At 71.2% G+C, this 22,276-nt stretch carries 18 protein-coding genes and 1 pseudogene; 10 read left to right on the top strand and 9 right to left on the bottom strand.

Annotated elements, in window-relative coordinates; all coding sequences use genetic code 11:
* Positions 1-2 precede the first annotated feature (2 nt).
* Positions 3-956, bottom strand: coding sequence for a GNAT family N-acetyltransferase (locus tag ACZ6B8_RS22070; RefSeq protein WP_471608260.1), 954 nt, complete (start codon positions 954-956; stop codon positions 3-5).
* A 121-nt stretch (positions 957-1,077) separates the two neighbouring features.
* On the opposite strand from ACZ6B8_RS22070, the gene ACZ6B8_RS22065 reads away from it, so the two are divergent.
* Both ACZ6B8_RS22065 and ACZ6B8_RS22060 read left to right on the top strand, forming a co-directional pair.
* Positions 1,078-1,338: a DUF6199 family natural product biosynthesis protein gene (locus tag ACZ6B8_RS22065; RefSeq protein ID WP_471082308.1), complete on the top strand. Its 261-nt coding sequence runs from the start codon at positions 1,078-1,080 to the stop codon at positions 1,336-1,338.
* Positions 1,339-1,350: 12 nt separating this feature from the next.
* Positions 1,351-1,596 carry a hypothetical protein gene (locus tag ACZ6B8_RS22060; RefSeq protein ID WP_471608259.1) on the top strand — a complete coding sequence of 82 codons (246 nt, stop codon included), beginning with the start codon at positions 1,351-1,353 and terminating at the stop codon, positions 1,594-1,596.
* 130 nt (positions 1,597-1,726) lie between these two features.
* On the opposite strand, the gene ACZ6B8_RS22055 is transcribed toward ACZ6B8_RS22060, so the two are convergent.
* The gene (locus tag ACZ6B8_RS22055; protein ID WP_471082314.1) at positions 1,727-2,143 is read right to left on the bottom strand and encodes an ATP-binding protein; all 417 of its coding nucleotides are present in this window, start codon (positions 2,141-2,143) and stop codon (positions 1,727-1,729) included.
* A gap of 257 nt (positions 2,144-2,400) precedes the next feature.
* Here ACZ6B8_RS22055 and ACZ6B8_RS22050 point away from each other — a divergent pair, with 257 nt between their 5' ends.
* Together ACZ6B8_RS22050 and ACZ6B8_RS22045 are read left to right on the top strand one after the other, a co-directional pair.
* Positions 2,401-3,576, top strand: a complete 1,176-nt coding sequence (locus ACZ6B8_RS22050; protein WP_471608258.1) for an alpha-hydroxy-acid oxidizing protein — start codon at positions 2,401-2,403, stop codon at positions 3,574-3,576.
* Positions 3,577-3,661: 85 nt separating this feature from the next.
* On the top strand, positions 3,662-5,182 hold the full coding sequence (locus ACZ6B8_RS22045) for an MFS transporter (RefSeq protein WP_471082320.1): 1,521 nt from the start codon (positions 3,662-3,664) through the stop codon (positions 5,180-5,182).
* Here ACZ6B8_RS22045 and ACZ6B8_RS22040 read toward each other — a convergent pair.
* From ACZ6B8_RS22040 to ACZ6B8_RS22020, 5 genes and pseudogenes are all read right to left on the bottom strand, one after another.
* Positions 5,130-5,500: pseudogene (locus ACZ6B8_RS22040) on the bottom strand (hypothetical protein); the annotation flags it as partial. The gene ACZ6B8_RS22045 and the pseudogene ACZ6B8_RS22040 sit on opposite strands and share 53 nt — an antisense overlap.
* Before the next feature lie 26 nt (positions 5,501-5,526).
* Positions 5,527-7,089, bottom strand: a complete 1,563-nt coding sequence (locus ACZ6B8_RS22035) for a glycoside hydrolase family 13 protein (RefSeq protein WP_471608257.1) — start codon at positions 7,087-7,089, stop codon at positions 5,527-5,529.
* A 38-nt stretch (positions 7,090-7,127) separates the two neighbouring features.
* The gene (locus tag ACZ6B8_RS22030) at positions 7,128-8,009 is read right to left on the bottom strand and encodes a carbohydrate ABC transporter permease (RefSeq protein ID WP_471082325.1); all 882 of its coding nucleotides are present in this window, start codon (positions 8,007-8,009) and stop codon (positions 7,128-7,130) included.
* A gap of 4 nt (positions 8,010-8,013) precedes the next feature.
* Positions 8,014-8,964: a carbohydrate ABC transporter permease gene (locus ACZ6B8_RS22025; RefSeq protein ID WP_471608256.1), complete on the bottom strand. Its 951-nt coding sequence runs from the start codon at positions 8,962-8,964 to the stop codon at positions 8,014-8,016.
* Positions 8,964-10,331, bottom strand: coding sequence for an ABC transporter substrate-binding protein (locus tag ACZ6B8_RS22020; RefSeq protein ID WP_471608255.1), 1,368 nt, complete (start codon positions 10,329-10,331; stop codon positions 8,964-8,966). Before ACZ6B8_RS22020 ends, ACZ6B8_RS22025 begins: the two co-directional genes overlap by 1 nt.
* A 370-nt stretch (positions 10,332-10,701) precedes the next feature.
* Here ACZ6B8_RS22020 and ACZ6B8_RS22015 point away from each other — a divergent pair, with 370 nt between their 5' ends.
* From ACZ6B8_RS22015 to ACZ6B8_RS21995, 5 genes are all read left to right on the top strand, one after another.
* Positions 10,702-15,051 carry a discoidin domain-containing protein gene (locus tag ACZ6B8_RS22015; protein ID WP_471608254.1) on the top strand — a complete coding sequence of 1,450 codons (4,350 nt, stop codon included), beginning with the start codon at positions 10,702-10,704 and terminating at the stop codon, positions 15,049-15,051.
* A 125-nt stretch (positions 15,052-15,176) separates the two neighbouring features.
* Positions 15,177-16,187, top strand: coding sequence for a LacI family DNA-binding transcriptional regulator (locus ACZ6B8_RS22010; protein WP_471608253.1), 1,011 nt, complete (start codon positions 15,177-15,179; stop codon positions 16,185-16,187).
* Positions 16,188-16,315: 128 nt separating this feature from the next.
* Positions 16,316-17,653, top strand: a complete 1,338-nt coding sequence (locus ACZ6B8_RS22005) for a ricin-type beta-trefoil lectin domain protein (protein ID WP_471082339.1) — start codon at positions 16,316-16,318, stop codon at positions 17,651-17,653.
* Between the two features lie 140 nt (positions 17,654-17,793).
* Positions 17,794-18,276 (top strand): Lrp/AsnC family transcriptional regulator, encoded by a 483-nt coding sequence (locus ACZ6B8_RS22000; RefSeq protein WP_469254359.1) that lies wholly within the window; start codon positions 17,794-17,796, stop codon positions 18,274-18,276.
* A 26-nt stretch (positions 18,277-18,302) separates the two neighbouring features.
* Positions 18,303-18,986 (top strand): HAD family hydrolase, encoded by a 684-nt coding sequence (locus ACZ6B8_RS21995; RefSeq protein ID WP_471608252.1) that lies wholly within the window; start codon positions 18,303-18,305, stop codon positions 18,984-18,986.
* 28 nt (positions 18,987-19,014) lie between these two features.
* Here ACZ6B8_RS21995 and aspA read toward each other — a convergent pair whose 3' ends face one another.
* Together aspA and ACZ6B8_RS21985 are read right to left on the bottom strand one after the other, a co-directional pair.
* A complete protein-coding gene (gene aspA, locus ACZ6B8_RS21990; protein WP_471082347.1) occupies positions 19,015-20,424 on the bottom strand; it encodes an aspartate ammonia-lyase in 1,410 nt (469 codons plus the stop codon).
* A 106-nt stretch (positions 20,425-20,530) separates the two neighbouring features.
* The gene (locus ACZ6B8_RS21985) at positions 20,531-21,568 is read right to left on the bottom strand and encodes an asparaginase (protein ID WP_471608251.1); all 1,038 of its coding nucleotides are present in this window, start codon (positions 21,566-21,568) and stop codon (positions 20,531-20,533) included.
* A gap of 141 nt (positions 21,569-21,709) precedes the next feature.
* Between ACZ6B8_RS21985 and ACZ6B8_RS21980 the strand changes: the two genes are divergently transcribed.
* Positions 21,710-22,165: an Lrp/AsnC family transcriptional regulator gene (locus ACZ6B8_RS21980; protein ID WP_471082353.1), complete on the top strand. Its 456-nt coding sequence runs from the start codon at positions 21,710-21,712 to the stop codon at positions 22,163-22,165.
* Positions 22,166-22,276 lie beyond the last annotated feature (111 nt).

The following is a 22,276-nucleotide window of genomic DNA, read 5'->3' as shown; positions in this document are numbered from 1 at the left end:
TGTCAGACCGGGCGGACCAACTCCCAGGTGTCGACGGCGTAGTCGAGGGTCATGCCGTGCCGTTCGTACAGGACGAGCGCGTTGCTGCTGTTGTCGGTGTCCACGCCGAGGCCGATCCGGTCCCGGCCCAGCGCGGCGTAGTGCCCGAAGGCGTGGCGCAGCAGGTAGCTGCCGAGCCCTCGGCCGCGGGCCTCGGCCAGGACGCCGATGTTGCCTATCCAGCCCCCCGCCGCCCGGTCGTTGTGGGTGCGCAGCACGGCGGCGTCGCCCACGCCGTCGACGTGCGCGACCCAGACCAGGGACCAGTCGACGCGCTCGGCGTCGATGTCGTCCAGCCACTGCGCGTACGTACGCGGCTGGTGGTCGAAGTGCTCCGCGAAGGCCTGTTGCAGCAGGGCGTGGGCGCGCTTACGGTCCTCCTCCGTGCGGCAGGACCGCAGCGTCACGCCGGGCGGCGGGGCGGGCACGGGGTCGCCTTCCGGGGCGAGTTGCCGCTCCAGCACGTGGTAGCGGCGCACGGTGCGCCAGCCGCGCGCCCGCAGCTCCGCCGGGTCCGTGGTCGGTGCGGTGGTGAGGTGCAGATGCACCAACGCGCGCTCGGCTCCGTTGGCCGCCGCCCGCCGCAGGGCGCGGGTCTCCAGCAGCCGCAGCAGGTGCAGGGAGCCGTGCGGGTGGCCCGGCAGGACGTAGTGGTCGACGTCGATGCGCTCGCCGCCGGACTCGTCGTACACCATCCCGTACCCGACGAGGCGTTCGCCGTCGAAGAGCAGCTTGGAGTCCTGCTCCAGATCCGTCTCCGGATGCTTCAGGTCCGCCTCGACGCCGGACAGCTCGGTGTCCGCGCGGCCGATCTCCAGCCGGTCGATCTCATTGAGCAGCGCGCACACCGCGGGGGCGTCGTCGCGCACCGCCGGCCGCACGGTCAGGCCGCGGGGCGGGGTCAGGGACGTGGTCATGCCCCCACTGTCCGGGGGCGCGGGCACGGCTCGCAACGGAGTTTTCGCCGACGCCCGCCGGAAGCTCTCGGTCCGCATCCCGCGCCGTTTCCTGGGCCCGCGTCAGGGCAATGGGTGACACATGAATCACGACGGGGCACCACTGGCCGCTTCGGGCGGCAACAGCGCGGTTGTCATTCCGATTCTGGTCCTCATACTCGCCATGGGGCTGGTCCAGGTCGTCCGCCCGCAGCTGCTCTGGAGGGTGAACAAGAACCTCCAGCGGGGCTGGGTGAGGGATCCCGACGGGACCGAGCCCACCGGTAAGGGGTACGCCCTGCAGCGTGTCGTGGGCGTGCTCGTCCTGGCGCTCGCCGGCTGGATGCTGGTGCAGCAGATCTGACGAGGGCCGCTCATGAGGGAACGCGCCGGGACCCGCGAAGCGCCCGCATGGGCACAGCCCGGTTCCCGCTGGGGGCCATGGGTGTACTGGCCGATGCTCTGCGGGAACCTCGCCCTGCTGGCGTGGCGGATCGTCGACGGTGACGGGGTCGGACGCATCGCGACGTCCGCCGTGCTGGCCCTCGTCTTCATCGCTCTGCTGGTGGCCAATCGACGCGCGCGGCGCCGTCGTTCGGCGGTCGGCGAGCGGTCCGGTTAGGTCTCGGCCCGGCACCCTCGACCGGGCGGCCGCCGAGCGTCGGGCGTCGGGCGTCGGGCGTCGGGCGTCGGGCCGGGGCACGATCCGACGTCCGGGGCACAATCCGACTTCAGGACGGCATGATCCGGCTTCAGGCCAGGACGACCCGCACCGTCTTGCCGCCCCGGTGCGCCCCCACGACCTCCAGCCGGTGGGCGAGTTCCCGCACCATCGTCAGGCCGCGGCCGCCCTCCCTGTCCACGCTCGGTTTCTGGAAGCGGGGGCGCTCGGGGCTGGCATCGGTGACCGCGACGGTCACCCGGGCCCCGGAGACCTCCACGCTCAGCCGGCAGCCGCCGCCGGCATGCCGCACGGCGTTGGACACGAGCTCGGAGACGACGAGCGTGGCGTCGTCCACCCGGTCGGCGTCCACCTCGGTCTTGCGGCGCCTGGATCCGACGAGGAACCCGGAGGCCAGCCTCCGTGCCCGGCTCGCCGACGCGAGCTCCTGCGGCAGCGCGTACTCCACCCGTTCCGTCGGCCGATGGGCGCGCTGGTGCGCACGCATGGCTCACTCCCCTCCCTGAGGCAGGCCGGCGTCCACCCGCGATCCATGTCGCCGCCGGGGTCGCCGCGTGTGGTGCGGGACCGGCCCTGCCCCACGGTGATGCCCCCGCGGACTGATCGGCAATCCCGTTCACCCCGGCTTCCCTTGCCACGCATTGACCTTGACGTCGACGTCGAACGAGACTGAGCGGTCATCCGCCGGCACCGGTGCCGAAGGCGCCGGGCCCGTCTCGTCCACGCCGGGAAGGCCACTCCCCCATGAATCCGACGTCCCGCCCCTTCAAGGACTACCAGGACGAGATCTACCTCGACGGGCTGCGTGGCGTCGTCCCTCAGTACCCCATGGGGTACGCGGAGTTGGCGGCCCGCGCCGAGGCCGCGATGCCGCCGTCCGTGGTCTCCTACGTCGCCGGCGGAGCGGGCGACGAGCACACGCAGCGCGCCAACGTCGCCGCGTTCGAGCGCTGGGGCCTCGTCCCGCGCATGTTCGTCGGCGCCGCGCGACGCGACCTGTCGGTCGATCTGTTCGGCATGACATTGCCCTCGCCGCTGTTCATGGCGCCGATAGGTGTCCTCGGCATCTGCGCGCAGGACGGACACGGTGACCTGGCGACCGCGCGGGCCGCCGCGCGGACCGGCGTCCCGATGATCGCCTCCACCCTCTCCGCCGACCCGATGGAGGCCGTCGCCGCCGAGCTCGGCGAGACGCCCGGCTTCTTCCAGCTGTACACGCCGACCGACCGCGAGCTCGCCGAGAGCCTGGTGCACCGGGCCGAGAAGTCCGGGTTCAAGGCGATCGTCGTCACCCTGGACACCTGGATCACCGGGTGGCGACCGCGCGACCTGAGCACGTCGAACTTCCCCCAGCTGCGCGGGCACTGTTTGGCCAACTACACGAGCGACCCGGTCTTCCGCGCCCAGCTCGCCGCGGACCCTGCGCGGGACCCGCAGTCCGCCGTGCTCAAGTGGGTCCAGGTGTTCGGCAACCCGCTCACCTGGGACGACCTGCCGTGGCTGCGGTCGCTCACCACCCTGCCGCTGATCGTGAAGGGCCTGTGCCACCCCGAGGACGTCCGCCGGGCCAGGGACGGCGGCGTGGACGGCGTCTACTGCTCCAACCACGGCGGCCGTCAGGCCAACGGCGGGCTGCCCGCGCTCGACGTGCTTCCCGCGGTCGTCGAGGCCGCCGACGGACTGCCGGTCCTCTTCGACTCGGGGGTGCGCAGCGGCGCGGACGTGGTCAAGGCGGTCGCGCTCGGCGCCACCGCGGTCGGGGTCGGCCGCCCGTACGCGTACGGGCTCGGCATCGGCGGGGCCGACGGCGTCACGCACGTGCTGCGTTCGCTCCTCGCCGAGGCCGATCTGCTGATGGCGGTCGACGGGTATCCGACCCTCGCCGACCTCACTCCGGAGGCGCTGCGGCGCGTCGGGTGAACCCGGCCGGCGCCCTCCCCAGATAGACACCTCCACGTTTCGTGTGAGACATTGTTGTCTCATTCGAAATTGAGGTGTTACACCCATGACCCCGCCACGTGATCCACGGCGCTGGGCCGTCCTCGCGATCCTGTCCGGCAGCCTGCTGCTGATCGCCATGGACACCACGATCCTGAACGTCGCCTTCCCGTCCCTGGTCGCCGATCTGCGGCCCAGTTCCGTGCAGCAGCTGTGGATCATCGACGTCTACGCGCTGGTGCTCTCCGGGCTCCTCGTGACCGCCGGCGCGCTGGGCGACCGGTGGGGCCGCAAGCGGCTGCTCCTGATCGGCTTCGCCGTCTTCGCCCTCGCCTCGCTGCTCGCCGTCTTCGCGACCGCCCCCTGGCAGGTCATCGCCGCCCGCGCGCTGCTCGGCGCGGGCGGCGCGGCGATCATGCCCGCCACCCTGTCGATCCTGCGGCACGTCTTCACCGACGCCCGCGAGCGCGCCCTCGCCTACGCCGTCTGGTCGGCCGTCTTCGGCGGCGGCATGGCCCTCGGGCCGGTCGTCGGCGGACTGCTGGTGCAGCACGACGGCTGGCACTCCGCGTTCCTGATCAACATCCCGATCGCGCTGGTCGTCATCGCGCTCGGTCTGTGGCTGCTTCCCGAGTCGCACCAGCCCCGCGAGGGCCGCTGGGACTGGTGGGGCGTCGGCCAGTCCGTCGTCGGCATGCTCGCCCTCGCGGGCGGCATCAAACAGCTCGGCAAGGGCGGCCCCGCCGACCCGACGGCCTGGGCACTGCTCGCCGTCGCGGCGGTGACGCTCACCGTCTTCGTCCGCCGCCAGCTGCGCCTGGAACACCCGCTGCTACGGGTGCGCCTCTTCGCGTCCCGTCCGTTCGCCATCGCCACGGCCTCGATCTTCCTCGGCATGATCGCGCTGGGCTCTGCGCTGTTCCTGATCACCCAGTGGTTCCAGTACGGGCAGGGCTACACCCCGCTGGAGGCGGGCGTACGGCTGCTGCCCGCGCCGCTGGGGCTGGTCGTCACGTCGCTGGTCACCCCGGTGCTGATGCACCGGCTGCCGATCCGGCACGTGATGGGCGGCGGCCTGGTGCTGATGACCGTGGGGCTCGCCCTGCCGTGGCTGCTGCAACGGTCGGGGCCGCTCGGCTACGCCGAGATCGCCGTGGCGCTCGGGGTGCTCGGCTGCGGGGTCGGTGTCGCGACGACCGCGGCGTCCGTGACCCTGATGGCGGCCACCCCGGCGCGGGACGTCAGCGGCGCCGCGGCGGTCGAGGAGACCGCATACGAACTCGGCGCCGCGATGGGCGTCGCGATCCTCGGCAGCGTCGCCACCGCGCTGTACCGCGCGAACCTGCCGGACCTGGGCCTGCCCGCGGACGCCACGGCCGCCGCGGGGGACTCGATCGGCGAGGCGGCGCGGATCGCCTCCGACCTCACCGGCCCGGCCGGCACCGCCCTGCTGACCCGGGCGTCCGACGCGTTCACCGCCGGGATGACGCCGACGTTCCTGATGGCGGCGGCGCTGCCGCTGGCCGCCGCGGCGCTCACCTGGGCGAAGATCCCCAAGGGGCTCCGCCCGACGGAGGACGCGCACTAGTTCCCCGCCGCGTCGCCGTGCCGCCGTGCCGCCCGTCCCGAGGCCGGTTGATCACGAACTGCGAGCCGGGCTCGACCAGGATGTCGCCGTCGGCCGAGCCGCTGATCGTCACGTCCGACAGGGTCGCGCTGCCGCGGGCCCCGCGCTGATCGGCACGTCAGGGGTCGCGCCACCGCCCGACCTGAACGGGATGCCGTCGTACGTCGCGTCATGGATCTCGGTGTCCCGGATGGTCACACCGGGGATGCTCTGCCCCAGAGCGAACAGGGTGATGGCGCCGAACTCCTGCGCCTCTCCCCAGAACGCGCCGCCCGTGCGGGGCGAGGCGGTCCGGCCGCGGGCGCTCAGGCCCGCAGCCAGACCGCCGTGTCCTGCGGGAGCAGCCCCAGCGGGGACAAAGGGCCACTGGCCAGCAGGAGTTCGGAGCCGGACGGCAGCGCCACGTCCGTCGGGCCGAAGTTGACGAGCGTGACCCACGTGGCGCCGCCCCGTTCGAAGGTGCGGGCGAAGGCGAGGACGCCGGGCTCGTCCTCGTGGAGTCTGCGCAGCGGCCCGGCGCCCCCGAGGGAGTTCCGCAGGCGCAGGGCCGTGCGGTAGAGGCAGAGCATCGAGTCCGGGTCGTGCGTCTGCCGTTCGGCAGCGTACGCGGACCAGTCGGGCGGCACGGGCAGCCAGCTCGGTTCGGGGGCGCCGTCCCAGGGCAGCGGCACCCGGCAGCCGTCCCTGCCCGGGTCGACTCCGCCGGAGCGGGCGTGCATCGGGTCCTGGATGTGCTCCGGCGGGATCTCCGCCTCCGGAAGCCCCAGCTCCTCCCCCTGGTAGAGGTAGACGGAGCCGGGCAGCGCCAGGGTGAGCAGGGCGGCGGCCCGGGCCCTGCGGGTGCCGAGCGCCAGATCGGTGGGGACGCCGAAGCGCTTGCGGTCGAAGGCGAAGCCGGTGTCCTCGCCGCGGCCGTAGCGGGTGACCGTGCGGGTCACGTCGTGGTTGGCGAGGACCCAGGTGGCGGGCGCGCCGACCGGGGCGTGGGTGGACAGGGTGAGGTCGATGGAGCGCCACAGCTCCGCCGGGTCCCAGGGCCGGGAGAGAAAGTCGAAGTTGAACGCGGTGTGCAGCTCGTCGGGGCGCAGGTAGCGGGCGAACCGTTCGGCGTCCGGCAGCCAGATCTCGCCGATCAGGGCGGCGCCGTACTCGTCGGCGATCCGTCGCCAGGAGCGGTAGATGTCGTGCAGTTCGGGCCGGTCGTGGAAGGGGTGCGGACCCGCGGGGTCCATCGGGGGCAGCCCGTCGGCCTTGGCGAGCAGCGCCGCGGAGTCGATCCGGACGCCGGCGGCGCCGCGCTCGAACCAGAACCGCAGTACGTCCTCGTGCTCCCTGCGGACCGCGGGGTGGTTCCAGTTGAGGTCGGGCTGTTCGGGGGCGAAGAGGTGGAGGTACCACTCGCCGTCCGGGGTACGGGACCACGGCACGCCGCCGAACTCGCCGACCCAGTCGTTGGGCGGCTCCTCGGAGTACGGCCGGAAGTGGAACAGGTCCCGCTCCGGGGAGCCGGGGCCCGCCGCGAGGGCCGCCCGGAACCAGGCGTGCTGGTCGGAGACGTGGTTCGGGACGACGTCCACGATGCAGCGCAGGCCCAGTTCCTGTGCCTCGGTCATCAGCTTCTCGGCCTCGCCGAGGGTGCCGAAGGCCGGGTCGATCGCGCGGTAGTCGGCCACGTCGTAGCCGCCGTCCGCGAGCGGCGACCGGTACCAGGGGGTGAACCACAGCGCGTCCACGCCCAGTTCGGCCAGGTAGGGAAGGCGGGCCCGGACGCCGGCCAGATCGCCGGTGCCGTCGCCGTTCCCGTCGGCGAAGGAGCGGACGTACACCTGATAGATGGCAGCGCTGCGCCACCACTCCGTGCTGGACAAGAGGGAGTCCTTTCGTACGGGACGCGCAGGGGCGCCGCTCAGCCCTTGAGGCTCCCGGCGCTCAGCCCGGCGACGATCTGGCGCTGGAAGACGAGGAAGAGCGCGATCAGTGGCAGGGAGGCCATCACGAGCCCCGCGACCAGGGAGTTGAGCGGAGTGTCCGGTGCCACTCGTTGGAGGAAGACGCTCAGCGGCTGCCGGGCCGGGTCCGGCAGGACGAGCAGCGGCCAGAGGAAGTCCTTCCAGGCCGTGACGATGGAGAGGATGGAGACCACGGCGAGGATCGGCCGGGAGAGCGGCAGCACGACGCGCCACAGCGTTGTGGGCGTTCCGGCGCCGTCGATCTTCGCCGCGTCGAGGAGTTCGTCGGGGATCCGGTCGAAGAAGTTCTTCAGGATGTAGATGTTGAAGGCGTTGGCGGCGGCCGGCAGCCACACGGCGCTGGGGCTGTTGATCAGGTTGCGGTGGAAGACCGGCACGTCGACGACGGTGAGGTAGACCGGCACGAGGAGCGCGGTGGCGGGCATCATCAGGGTCAGCAGCATCAGTCCGAGCACCAGGTTCCCGAACCGCGGGCGCAGCTTCGACAGCGCGTACGCGGCCGGCACCTGCACGGCGAGCTGGACCAGCCAGGCCCCGCCGGCCAGGACGACGGTGTTCAGGAAGTAGCCGGTCAGATCCATCTCGCGCCACGCCTTGGCGTAGTTCTCGGGGTGCCAGGACTCCGGGACGTACGTGGGCGGGGACTGCGCGAGTTCCGTGGATGACTTCATGGCGCCGGTCGCCGCCCAGTACAGCGGGACGACGAAGGCGACCGTGAAGAGCAGCAGCGCGACGGCGAGCGCCGACCAGTAGATCAGCCGGCCCTTGCGGGTCCTCAGGACGGCGGGGCGTACGAGCGTGCGCGTCGAGGCGGACATCCCCTCACTCCTTCGCGGCGCGGGTGACCCGCAGGTAGAGGGCGGAGAAGACGCCCAGGACGAGCAGGAGCAGCAGGGTGAGCGCGCTGGCGGTGCCGAAGTCGTTGTAGACGAAGGCGTACCGGTAGACCAGGAACATCACGGTCACCGTGGAGTCCTCGGGGCCGCCGCCGGTCATCACATAGGGCTCGGTGAACACCTGCATCGTCGCGACGATCTGCAGCAGCAGGAGGACGAGCAGGACGAAGCGGGTCTGCGGGATCGTGACGTGGCGCAGCCGCTGCCAGAGGCCCGCGCCGTCCAGCTCCGCGGCCTCGTACAGCTCGCCGGGGATGGTCTGCAGGGCGGCCAGGTAGATCAGGGTGGTGGTGCCCATGTTCGCCCAGGTGGAGACGATCACCAGGGAGATGAGTGAGGTCGACGACGAGTCCAGCCACGCCGATGTGGGCAGGTGCAGGGTGCGGAGGATCTCGTTGAACAGGCCGGGTCCGGGGTCGTAGAACCACTTCCACATCAGCGCCACCACCACGGGCGGCAGCATCACCGGCAGGTAGACGAGGATCCGGAAGTACGCCCGCGCGTGCCGGAACTCGTTCAGGAGCACCGCCGTCAGGAACGGCACGGCGAAGCCGAGCGCCAGTGCGTACAGGGTGAACAGGCCGGTGTTCTTCCAGGCGGTGAGGAACAGCGGGTCGTCGAAGAGCTTCTCGAAGTTGGCGAGGCCGGCCCAGGTGTTGCCGGTGGCGAAGTTGACGTGCTGGAAGCCGAGGACGATGTTGCGGACGATCGGCCACCACGAGAACAGGGTGAAGATCACCACGGCGGCGCTGAGGAATCCGTACGCGGTGAGGTGCTCGCGCAGGGCGCGGCGCCGGGCCGCCCGCCGTCCGCCGGGTGCGGGCGGCGCCGGGAGCGGGGCCGTCGGCCGGGCGGGGGCCTTCAGCGAGGTGCTCATCAGGAAGCGTCGTAGAGCGCGTCGACCTTGTCCTCGGCGCTGTCGAGCAGGGCGTCGATGTCGGCGTCCTTCTTGGTGAGGACGGCCTGCATCACGTTGTCGAGCACCGCGTAGACCTCCTGGGCCTTGGGCGGTTCGATCACGCCGGGCACGTGCGGCGCGGAGTCCATGAAGGCCCGGTAGTTGCCGGTCGGCATGTTGGCCTTGTCCTGCTTGGCCTTCTCGACGCGGTCGCGGACGGCGCCCTCGAAGACGTCGGGGACGGTGGGCATCGGGATGCCGACGGGCAGTTCGGCCTTGGCGTAGTCCGCGACGTTCTTCTCGATGAGGTCGGGGTTGAGATAGCGCCACTGCACCCACTTGACGCCCGCCTTGATCTTCGCCGGGGACGCCTTGGGGTTGAACATGTAGCCCTCGCCGCCCAGCAGCGTGGCCTTGGCGTCGGGCACCGGGGCGAGGGCGTAGTCCGCGTACTTGCCGCCGAACTGCTTCGCGATGACGGTGATGTTGTCCGCGGCGGCGATGTACATGCCGAGCTTGCCCGAGCCCATCATCCGCTGGACGTCCTCGACCTGGAGCAGCTGCTTGCTGCCCATCGAGTCGTCCTTCCAGCGCATGTCGTGCAGGTCCTGGAGGGTGGCCTTGCCCTCCGCGGTGTTGAACGCCGCCTTCCACTTGCCGCCGCGCTCCTCGGCGACGCGGCCGCCGCGGGAGTACAGCTCGGCGGTGAAGTGCCAGCCTCCCTGGTTGTTCTTGGAGAAGTCGGCGTAGCCGACGTTGTTGTCGCCGAGCCCGGCGATCCTCCTGGCCGCGCCGCGGACGTCCGCCCAGGTCTTCGGCGCCTTGTCGGGGTCGAGTCCGGCCTTCTCGAACAGGGCGCGGTTGTAGACGAGGCCCATCGAGTAGTTCGACGTCGGCAGGCCGTACTGGCGGCCTTGGTCGTCCTGGAAGATCTTCATCAGCGGGTCCTGGATGTCACCGCGGCGCGGCATGTCCTTGACCGCATCGGTGATGTCCGCGGCCTGCTTCTTCTCGATCAGGGGCCGGGTGTCGGTGAAGTAGACGTAGAAGACGTCCTCCAGCTTGCCGCCGGCCAGCTTGGCGTTGAAGGTCTTCGGGTCCATGAAGCCCTCGTGCGGCACGATGTCGATGTCCGGGTTGGCCTTCTCGAACTGCGCGACGTGCCGGTCGAAGAGTTCGCGTTCGAAGGCCTGGGTCTTGGGCGGCTGCCCGTTGACGTCGAGTTTCACCGTGCCGCCCGAGTCCGAGTCGGACGCGTCGCTGCTGGTTCCGCAGGCGGACGCGGAGACCAGGGCGAGAACGGTGACGGTGGCTAGCGCGAGCGTGCGGCTGCTCGTCGATGACATCAGGAGACCCCCTCCGGGTCGTGCTGCGCGGCGCGAGGGCGCGCCGCGTCGGCGGCGCACGGCCGGCCCTCCCGGGCCCGGCCGGTCCGCCGCGGTGCTGTGGCTGTCGGGTGCGGCGCACACTCAACCACCGGCGACAACGCGGCACAATATCTCGCGCATACATTGCAAAAAACTGATTTCCCTTGTTGGCGCGACGACTTGACCCCTCAAGAGGCGGTCGCCCTTGCCCCGCACCGCCCCCTGGGCGCACCGGCAGGCGGTCACAACTTCCGTTGCGGCTGTGGCCAGTTCGACAGTTCTCTGCAACTCTCCAACTTCTCCGCGCTAAATCCTGCGCACCGACGCCCATGAGGGAGCTATGAGAGCCATGAGCCGCATCAGGGCCGCTCAGGCCGTGACGACGACGCGAAGACCCCGCCGGGAGAGCCCGATCGGCCGGAGGTGGCGAGCCCTCGCCGCCGCCGTCGCCGCCACCCTGCTCCTGCTCGGCTTCCCCGCCCTTTCCGCCACCGCCACCGCGGCCGGCGGCCCCGACCTGGCCGCGGGCAAGCCCGCCAAGGCCAGCAGCGCCAAGGGCGAGTACGCCGCCAAGAACATCGCCGACGGCAACGCCGCCACGTACTGGGAGAGTTCGGGCAGCGAGCTGCCCCAGTGGGTGCAGGTCGACCTCGGCCGGACCGCGCGCGTCGACGAGGTGGTCCTCGCGCTGCCGCCGTCCTGGCAGGCCCGCAAAGAGACGCTCGCGGTCCAGGGCAGTCCGGACGGCACCGGCTTCAGCACGCTCGCCGCCTCGGCCGCGCACTCCTTCGAGCCCGGCGGCGCCAACACCGTGACGGTCCACTTCCCCGCCGCGCAGACCCGCTTCGTCCGGCTGCACATCACGGCCAACTCCGGATGGCCCGCGGCCCAGTTGGGCGAACTTCAGGTGCACGCGGCCGACGACACCTCCGCGAACCTGGCGCGCGGCAAGACCCTCAAGGCCTCCAGCCACACCGAGAGCTATGTCGCCGAGCACGCAGCCGACGGTGACCGCGGCAGCTACTGGGAGAGCGAGAACGGCAAGCTGCCCCAGTGGATCCAGGCCGACCTCGGCGCCTCGGTGCGTGTCGACGAGGTGGTCCTGCGCGTGCCCGACGGCTGGGAGGACCGCAGCCAGCACCTGAAGCTCCAGGGGAGCGCGAACGGCACCGACTTCACCGATCTGACGGCCGCCGAGGACCACTCCTTCGGCGACGCGACGGACCACGCCGCCACGCTCTCCTTCGACACCGCCACCACGCGCTACGTACGGGTGCTCATCAGCGCCAACACCGGCCGCCCTGCAGCGCAGTTGTCCGAGCTGGAGATCTACGGCCCGGCGGGCGGCGACACCCAGGCCCCCACCGCGCCGAAGAACCTCGCCTGCACCGAATCCGTCCCCGGCCGACCCAAGCTCACCTGGGACGCGGCCACCGACGACAAGGGTGTGACGGCCTACGACGTGTACGCCGACGGGGAGCTGCGCACCAGTGTCGACGGCGATGTGCGCACCTACACGGACACCCAGCCCGCCGACGCCACCGTCACCTACCACGTCCGGGCGCGCGACGCGGCCGGCAACGCCTCGCCGAACAGCAACTCCGTGAGACGCAAGGGAGCTTCGGGTGACACGCAGGCCCCGACGGCGCCCGCCGACCTCGCCTTCACCCAGCCCTCGTCCGGTGAGGTCAAGCTGGCCTGGGGTGCCTCCACGGACAACGTGAAGGTCACGGCGTACGACGTGTACGCCGACGGCAAGCTCCTGAAGAGCGTCGCCGGGGAGGAGACGACGTACACCGACCGGCGGCCGGCCGGTGACACGGTCGCCTACGCGGTGCGCGCCCGCGACGCCGCGGGCAATGTCTCCGCCTTCAGCAACACCGTGACCCGGCCCGGTGCCGGCGACGGGAGGAACCTGGCCGAGGGCAAGCCCATCACGGCCTCCTCGGTGATCCACACCTACGTCGCCGAGAACGCCAACGACGGTCAGGCGTCCACCTATTGGGAGGGAGCGGCGGGCAGCTACCCGAACTCCCTGACCGTGCGACTGCGGGCCAACGCCGATGTCCGGGCGGTCGTCATCAAGCTGAACCCGGACCCGTCCTGGGGCGCCCGCACCCAGACCGTGGAGGTCCTCGGCCGGGAGCAGAAGGCCGCCGACTTCACCACGCTCAAGGCGGCCGACAGCTACTCCTTCAGCCCCTCGGGCAATCAGAACACGGTCACCGTCCCGGTGTCGGCGAGGGTGGCCGACGTCCGCCTGAAGTTCACCGCGAACAGCGGGGCGACGGCCGGGCAGGTCGCCGAGTTCCAGGTCATCGGTACCCCCGCCCCCAACCCCGACCTGGAGGTCACCCGGCTCACCCACTCCCCCGACGCGCCCGACGAGAGCCAGGAGCTGACCCTCGGCGCGACCGTGCACAACGCCGGCAAGGAGGCGTCCGCCGCGTCCGACGTCACGTTCCGCCTCGGCGGCGAGAAGGCCGGCACCGCGCCGGTGGGCGCCCTCGCGGCGGGCGAGTCGGCGACCGTGAGCGTCAAGGTCCCGGCGCGCGGGGCGGGTTCGTATCCGTTCGCCGCGACCGTCGACGCGGCGGACGAGGTCATCGAGCAGGACGAGGGCAACAACACCTACTCCAGCCCCGATCCGCTGACCGTCAAGGCCGTGCAGAGCTCCGACCTGATCGCGTCGGCGGTGAGCTGGACGCCGAGCGCGCCCACGGCCGGCAAGGAGGTCACCTTCGGCGTCGCCCTCAAGAACCAGGGCATCCAGGCCTCCGCGTCCGGCGGCCACGGCGTCACGTTGACCGTGCAGAACGCCAAGGGCGACACGGTGAAGACCCTGACCGGCGCCTCCAACGGGACCATCGGCGCGGGTGACACCACCGCACCGGTCAAGCTCGGCCCCTGGACCGCGGCCAACGGCCGGTACACGGTCAAGGTCGTCCTCGCCGACGACGCCAACGAGATCCCGGCCAAGCGCGCCAACAACACCAGTACGCGGCCGCTGTTCGTGGGCCGCGGCGCCGCCATGCCGTACGACACCCTGGAGGCGGAGGACGGCGTACTCGCGGGCGGCGCGAAGGTCGTCGGGCCCAACCGCACCATCGGTGACCCGGCGGGCGAGGCCTCGGGGCGCAAGGCGGTCACCCTCGACACCACCGGCGCCTCGGTGGAGTTCACCGCGCGGCAGCCCACCAACACCCTGGTCACCCGCTTCTCCATCCCGGACGCGCCGGGCGGCGGCGGCACCGACGCCACCCTGAACGTGTACGTCGACGGGGTCTTCCGCAAGGCGATCGACCTCACCTCCAAGTACGCCTGGCTGTACGGCGCGGAGGCCTCTCCCGGCAACTCGCCCGGTGACGGCCCGGCCCGGCACATCTACGACGAGGCGAACCTCCTGCTCGGCGAGACGGTCCCGGCCGGCAGCAAGATCAAGCTGCAGAAGGACGGCGCCAACACGTCCACGTACGCGATCGATTTCGTGGACCTGGAGAAGGCCACGCCGAAGGCGAACCCGGACCCCGGCGCGTACACCGTCCCGGCCGGATTCACCCACCAGGACGTGCAGAACGCCCTGGACAAGGTCCGCATGGACACCACCGGCAAGCTCACCGGTGTCTATCTGCCGCCGGGTGACTACGAGACGAGCAGCAAGTTCCAGGTCTACGGAAAGTCCGTGCAGGTCACGGGCGCCGGGCCCTGGTACACCCGCTTCCACGCCCCGCGCTCGCAGGCCAACACCGACGTGGGATTCCGGGCCGACGCCGACGCGAAGGGCTCGTCCTTCTCGGGCTTCGCCTACTTCGGGAACTACACGTCGCGGATCGACGGCCCCGGGAAGGTGTTCGACTTCCAGAACGTCTCCGACATCACCATCGACGACGTGTGGAACGAGCACATGGTGTGCCTGTACTGGGGCGCCAACACCGACCGCATGACCATCAAGAACTCGCGGATCCGCAACCTCTTCGCCGACGGCGTCAACATGACCAACGGCAGCACGGACAACCTGGTCGCGAACAACGAGGCCCGGGCGACGGGCGACGACAGTTTCGCCCTCTTCTCCGCCATCGACGCGGGCGGCGCCGATATGAAGAACAACGTCTACGAGAACCTGACCTCACTGCTCACCTGGCGCGCCGCGGGGGTCGCCGTCTACGGCGGCTACAACAACACCTTCCGCAACATCCGCATCGCCGACACTCTGGTCTACTCGGGGATCACGGTCAGCTCGCTGGACTTCGGCTATCCGATGAACGGCTTCGGCACCGATCCCACGACCTTCGAGAACATCTCGATCGAGCGGGCGGGCGGCCACTTCTGGAACGGCCAGACCTTCCCCGGCATCTGGCTGTTCTCCGCGTCGAAGGTCTTCCAGGGGATCCGCATCAACGACGTGGACATCACCGACCCGACGTACCACGGGATCATGTTCCAGACGAACTACGTGGGCGGGCAGCCGCAGTTCCCCGTCAAGGACACCGTGCTGCGGGACATCACCATCACCGGTGCCCACAAGAGCGGTGACGCCTACGACCACAAGTCGGGCTTCGGCGTCTGGGCCAACGAGATGCCCGAGCCGGGGCAGGGGCCCGCCGTCGGCGAAGCCACCTTCCACAACCTGAAGTTGAGCGACAACGCACAGGACATCAAGAACACCACGTCCACCTTCAAGCTGAACATCGAACCCTGACCGACCCCGGTGCGGCCGTGGGGCCCCGGCAGCCCGATGAGGGGTGCCGGGGCCCTGTCGTCCCACGGCAGGAAGGCCGCACAGGACCGTAACTGGCTTGCACTGCTTGCGATACTCTTGCGCATATGACGCGACGACTTGCTCAAGTTGCGAAGAAGGTGGGGGTGAGCGAGGCCACGGTGAGCCGTGTTCTCAACGGCAAGCCCGGTGTCTCCGCAGCGACCCGACAGTCCGTGCTGACGGCGCTCGACGTACTGGGATACGAGCGGCCCACCCAACTGCGCGGTGAGCGGGCCCGGCTCGTCGGACTCGTGCTCCCCGAACTGCAGAACCCCATCTTCCCCGCGTTCGCCGAGGTCATCGGCGGCGCGCTCGCCCAGCAGGGGCTCACCCCCGTGCTGTGCACGCAGACGCGGGGCGGCGTATCGGAGGCCGACTACGTGGATCTGCTGCTGCAACAGCAGGTCTCCGGCGTGGTGTTCGCGGGCGGCTTCTTCGCGGAGACCGACGCCCCGCACGAGCACTACCACCGGCTCGCCGAGCGCAACATCCCCGTCGTCCTCATCAACGCGTCGATCGAGGGCCTGGACTTCCCCTGCGTCGCGTGCGACGACGCCGTCGCCGTCGAGCAGGCCTGGCGTCACCTCGCCTCGCTCGGGCACGAGAAGATCGGCCTGCTGCTGGGTCCCAGCGACCATGTGCCCTCGCGGCGCAAGCTGGCGGCCGCGCGGGAGGTAGCCGAGGCGGCGGGCACGCGTCTCGCCGACGAGTTCGTCGAACGGTCGATCTTCTCCCTGGAGGGCGGGCAGGCCGCCGCCACCCGGCTGCTGGGGCGCGGTGTCACCGGCATCGTGTGCGGCAGCGACCCGCTCGCGCTGGGCGCGATCAGGGCGGCGCGGCGCCGCGGGCTCTCCGTCCCCTCGGACGTGTCGGTCGTCGGGTACGACGACTCGGCCTTCATGACCTGCACGGAGCCGCCGCTGTCGACGGTACGGCAGCCCATCGAGGCGATGGGGCGCGCGGCCGTCGACCTGCTGTGCGCGCAGATCCAGGGCAACCAGAGCCACCCCGGGGAGCTGCTCTTCGAGCCCGAACTGGTGGTGCGGGGTTCGACGGCGCAGCGTTCGAGCGGCTGACCCGCCACGGCCCCTTCCACCTCAACTGGCACCACGGTCCCGGTACTTCACGCCTATCATCTGTTCGGCCCCGGCGCGCATGCGCGCCGGGGCCGACGCAGGCTTTTCAGTGAGAGGACAACGGGGACTTGAGTTCCATACGGAAGCGCGGCGCGCGCAAGCGCCGCATCACGATGGCAGCGGTGGGTGCCGCCGCGGCCGTCGTGGCGGGGGTACAGCTGTCGCCTGCCGCGTTCGGCACCGACGACAAGGAGCCGCGGACCGCCGCGCGCGCGGCGTCGGGGCCCGCGGTGCCGGTCGCGGCGAGGCACGCCGACGCGGAGGACAACGGCTCCTCCCGCGTGGACGGCACGCCGTTCGAGAACGGGGTGATGTCGCTGAAGCCGGCTCCTTCGGCGCCCTCCGCGGCGTCGTCGAGGAGCGCAGCCGCCGAGGCGCCGCACGGTGAGGGCTGGAAGTCGGGCGGCATGTCGAAGTCGCTCGCCACCGGCTACACGATCAAGTTCTACGACAAGAAGGCCGCGGACTGGCTGGGCCCGTACGTGAAGCGGTCGGCCGCGGACCTGCACCGCGTGACGAACCTGCCGATCTCCGTCGACACGCGTCCGGTCGGCTGGGACTACGTGCGGCCCAAGGGCGAGATCGTCGTCGGCCTGCTCAAGCGCCCGTGCATCCCGCCGGCGGACGGCGGCAGCCACGGCTGGAAAGTCGTCCGGGACGGCTCGGGCAGCAAGAACCTCAGCTGCGGCTTCTACTCCGCGTCCGTTCCGGACACGGTGACCAGCGGGCACGCGTACATCGACGACGAGTTCTTCACCGCGGACGGCAAGCCGGTGGCCTCCATGGGCGAGACCTACATGCGCAGCCACATCAGCCACGAGCTCGGCCACACGATGGGCCTCACGCACGCCAACCGCAGCGCGACCCGCGGCGACTGCGTCAAGGGCACCGACTCCGGCGAGACCCCGGTGATGTGCACGCCCATCAGCGCCTACCAGGACAAGCGGGCGGGCAACTACGTCCAGCAGTTCGACATGCAGGGGCTGCGCTACCTGGCGCGCGGCGGCGGCGCGAAGCTCGCCCCGCAGGGCAAGATCACCGGCATCGGCCGCAAATGCCTGGACGTCAAGGGCGGCAAGGCGGCCAACGGCACGCAGATCCAGCTGTACACCTGCAACGGCGGCGTGGCGCAGTCCTGGATCCTGCAGCAGGACGGCCAGTTCCGTGCGCTCGGCAAGTGCCTGGACAACTACCGCAACGCGAACACCAACGGCAACAAGATCAGCCTCTACGACTGCAACGGCGGGGCGTCGCAGCGCTGGTCGGTGAACGCGAAGGGCCAGATCGTGCATGTGGCGACCGGCAAGGTCCTCGACGTGACGGGTGGCTCCACGGCCAACAGCACGAAGGTCCAGCTGCACTCGGCGAACACGTACAAGCGCCAGGTGTGGGTGACGCCGAAGTAGCACCCGGATTCCCGGACCACCTGGGTCGCCGTGCTCGTCCGGCACGAGCACGGTGATCCGGGCGGGGGTGCCCGCACCGGCCGGTCCGGCGGCTACAGTCGCCTGCGATCACCCCCGCTCATCTGGGAGAGCCTGCGACCATGGCCGTCGACGAACTCGACACCCGTATTCTTCGGCTGCTGCTCGAGCAGCCGCGTACCAGTCTGCGTGAGTACGCGCGCATCCTCGGGATCGCCCGCGGGACCCTGCAGGCCCGGCTCGACCGGATGGAGCGGGACGGGGTGATCACCGGCACGGGGCCGTTCCTCTCGCCCGCCGCGCTCGGCCATCCGGTGCTCGCCTTCGTGCACATCGAGGTCACCCAGGGGCACCTGGACGAGGTGGGGGACGCGCTCGCCGCCGTGCCGGAGATCATCGAGGCGCACTCGATCACGGGCGGCGGGGATCTGCTGACCCGGGTCGCCGCCCGGGACAACGGCCATCTGGAGGACGTCATCCAGCGGCTCATCAACCTGCCGGGCGTGGTCCGCACCCGTACCGAGATGGCGCTGCGCGAGCGGGTGCCGCACCGGCTGCTCCCGCTGGTCGAATCGGTGGGCAGGTCGGCCGCCGGACCGGGATGACCTGGCGGTTTGGCATGCTGGAGGTCATGAGCACCTTCGGCAGCACCTCGGTCGTCTTCGACCTCGACGGCACCCTCGTGGACAGTGAGCCCCACTACTTCGAGGCCTCGCGGGCGCTCCTCGCGGACCGCACCGGCCGGGAGTACACGTGGGCCGACAACGAGCGGTTCGTGGGCATCAGCTCCCACGAGACGCTCGCGCTGTGGAGGACCGAGTACGGGATCGAGGCCCCGGTGACCGAGCTCATCGCCGACCTCGACCGCCGCTATCTGGCGCTCGCCCGCGCCGGCACCCACGTCTACCCGGAGATGCGCGAGCTCGTCGAGCGACTGTACGAGGCGGGGGTGCCGATGGCCGTGGCGTCCGGGTCGTCCCGGCCGGCCATCGCGGCGATCCTGGCCGGCACGGGCCTGGACGCCCGGCTGACCACGTTCGTCTCCGCCGAGGAGGTCCCGCGCGGCAAGCCCGCCCCCGACGTGTTCCTCGCCGCGGCCGCGCTGCTCGGCGCGGAGCCCGCGGACTGCGTGGTCTTCGAGGACGCGGCGCCGGGCGCGAGGGCGGCCCGGGCGGCGGGGATGCGGTGCGTGGCGATCCCCTACGTGGCCGCCCACGCCGACGACCCGGCGTTCGCGGACGCCGAGCTCCTGTTCCCCGGCGGGCACGCCGAGTTCACCGCCCGGGCGGTGCTGGACGTCCTGGCGCCCGAGTAGGGGGCGCTTCGGAGCGCCCCCGGTCCGCTCAGGCCGCGCCGGCCACCCGCTCGGGAGTGAGCAGCTCCGCCAGCCGCTCCGGCGGCAACAGCCCCTTCTCCAGGACGAGTTCGGCGACACCCCGCCCGGTGGCCAGCGCCTCCCGCGCGATCTCCGTGGCGGCGGTGTAGCCGATGTACGGGTTGAGCGCGGTGACCAGGCCGATGGACGTCTCCACCGAGGCGCGCAGCACCTCCGTGTTGGCGGTGATGCCCGCCACGCAGCGCTCGGCGAGCGTCACACAGGCCGCGCGCAGCGAGGTGATGCTCTTCGCGAGGGAGTGCAGGATGATCGGCTCGAAGGCGTTGAGCTGGAGCTGGCCCGCCTCCGCGGCCATGGTGATGGTGACGTCGTTGCCGATCACCTCGAAGGCGACCTGGTTGACCACCTCGGGGATGACCGGGTTGACCTTGCCCGGCATGATGCTCGAACCGGCCTGCACCGGCGGCAGGTTGATCTCGTTCAGGCCCGCGCGCGGCCCGGACGACAGCAGCCGCAGGTCGTTGCAGCTCTTGGAGAGCTTGACCGCGATCCGCTTGAGGACGCCGGACAGATGCACGAACGCCCCGCAGTCCTGCGTCGCCTCGACCAGGTTCGCCGCGGTCACCAGCGGCATCCCGGTGATCCCGGCGAGGTGCCGGCGGGCCGTCTCGGCGTACCCGGCGGGGGCGTTGAGGCCGGTGCCGATGGCGGTGGCGCCGAGGTTGATCTCGTGGACCAGCTCGACGGCCTCGGCGAGCCGCATCCGGTCCTCGTCGAGCATCACGGCGTACGCGGAGAACTCCTGCCCCAGCGTCATCGGCACGGCGTCCTGGAGCTGGGTGCGCCCCATCTTCAGGACGTCGCGGAACTCCAGCGCCTTCGCCGCGAACGCGTCCTGCACGACCGACATCGCGCGCAGCAGCCCGTGCACCGCGCTGACCGTCGCGATCTTCACGGCGGTCGGGTAGACGTCGTTGGTGGACTGGCTGAGGTTGACGTCCTCGTTCGGGTGCAGGTGTTCGTACGCGCCCTTGGGGTGCCCGAGGAGTTCCAGCGCCCGGTTGGCGACGACCTCGTTGGCGTTCATGTTGGTGGAGGTGCCCGCGCCGCCCTGGACGACGTCGACCACGAACTGGTCGTGCAGGTGTCCGGCGCGGATCTCCCGGCAGGCGGCGGCGATCGCGTCGGCCTTGGCCTTCGGCAGGAGCCCCAGCTCCTCGTTGGCGCGGGCGGCGGCCTCCTTGACGGCGGCGAGCGCGTCGATCAGCTGCGGGTACACGGAGATCGGGATGCCCGTGATGGGGAAGTTCTCCGTGGCGCGCAAGGAGTGGATGCCCCAGTAGGCGTCGGCGGGGACGTCCCGGTCGCCGAGCAGGTCGTGCTCGCGGCGGACGGCGGGGGCGGGGGCGGTGCTCATAGTGCTGTTCTCTTCCGGCGCGGAGCGCCCCGTCAGGGGCGCGGGGAACTGCGCGACCAGCCACAACCGGCCCGCAGCAATCTGATCGGTCTTTCGCGGTGGGAGCTCAGGCGGCCTGGCCGGTGGCGTCGTCCGTGACCGCAGGTGCCGTCTCACCGACGATGCGGCGCAGCTGAGCCGTGCGCTCGGCCGGTCCGGTGGCGGAGAGCAGCGCCGCGAGGACCGCGCTGCGCGCCTGCCCGGCGCGCAGCGTGCCGGTGAGGACCGCTCCGGCGGCCGAGAGGTCGACGGCGCCGCCGTGCGTGTAGATCTCGGTGACGGGGCCGGCCGGGACGCGCGTGGTGAGGGCGACGACCACGCCGCGCTCGATGGCGGCGGTGACGGCGGCGACGAACTCGGGGGTCGCGTTGCCGGCACCGGTGGCGACCAGCACGATGCCCTCGGCGCCGGCCTCGACCGCCGTCTCCAGGAAGAGCGGGTCGGCGTCGACGTGGTGCATGACCATGTCGATGCGCGGCAGCGATCCGGTGGGGACGGCGGCGGGCAGCGGCAGCGGCTCGGGGCGCACCGGGCGGTTCAGGACCGACACCTTGCCGAAGCCCACCTTGCCGACGGGCGGCCGGGACGGGTCGGCGAACGCGTCGGTGGCGAGGGTCTGGGTCTTCACGGTGCCGCGCGCGGCGTGCACCTTGCCGTCGAAGACGACCAGGACCCCGAGGTCGCGCACGGTGGCGGCGGTGAGCAGCGCGTCGTAGAGGTTGCCGGGCCCGTCGCCGCCCTCGGCGCCGAGGGGCTTCTGGGCGCCGGTGAAGACGACCGGGCGGGGGTCGGCGTGGTGCAGGTCGAGCAGGTAGGCGGACTCCTCGAGGGTGTCCGTGCCGTGGGTGACGACGATGCCGTCGACGGCGGGGTCGGCGAAGACCTCGCGCACGGTGCGCAGCAGGGTGAGCTGCTGGGCGGAGGTCAGCCGGGGGCTGTTCACGTTGAACAGGTCGATGACCTCGGAGGCTATGCCGTGCGGTATCGAGGCGGTGGCGAGCACCTCGCGGCCGGGGGCGTCGGCGGCGAAGCCGGTCCCCTGCCAGCGGCTGGCGATCGTCCCGCCGGTGCTGATGACGACGATCCGTCGCGCCTGTGCTTCCACGTCTGCGTACCTCCCGGGGATCCTGAGGACCATCAGCCCCCGAGCGATGGGGCAGCCTCGGCGCAAGGATAGGTCGAACAGAGCGCAATGTGTTTGCCAAATTCAGGCGGTTCCGCAATATACGTGGTGGATAATTGCGCCATGGATGAGATCGACCGCAGTATCTTGCGCGAGCTGCAGAACGACGGGCGGCTGACCAATCAGGAGCTGGCCGCGCGGGTGGGCCTGAGCCCGTCGCCGTGCATGCGGCGGGTGCGGCAGCTGGAGCTGGACGGCGTGATCCAGGGATATCGCGCGGTCGTCGCCCCGGAGGCGGTCGGCCGGGGCTTCGAGGTGCTCGTCTCCATCGAGGTGCGCCGCGACCGCGGGACGGTCGAGGCGTTCGAGGCGGCGCTCCAGGAGATCCCGGACGTCATCGAGGCGCACCGCCTGTTCGGGAGCCCCGGCTGCCTGCTGCGCATCGCGGTCGCGGACCTCGCCGCGTACGAGCGGCTCTGGATCGAGCGGCTCACGGCGCTCGCGGGCGTCACGGAGGTCAACTCGCAGATCATCATGAAGCGGATCAAGGAGCCGCAGGGCCTGCCGGTGGACGGCTGACGCCGGCCGTTCCCGCCGGCCCGCCGCGCCGTATCCACTCGTCCGGCCAACTCCCCTTTGGTACAGACCTATTGACGACTGGTCTGGTCCAGCCTAGGTTGACGCACCGCA

The organism is Streptomyces sp. NPDC041122, assembly GCF_055592445.1.
The sequence above is the reverse complement of the archived record's forward strand: the minus strand, read 5'-3'. Positions and strand labels throughout refer to the sequence as shown.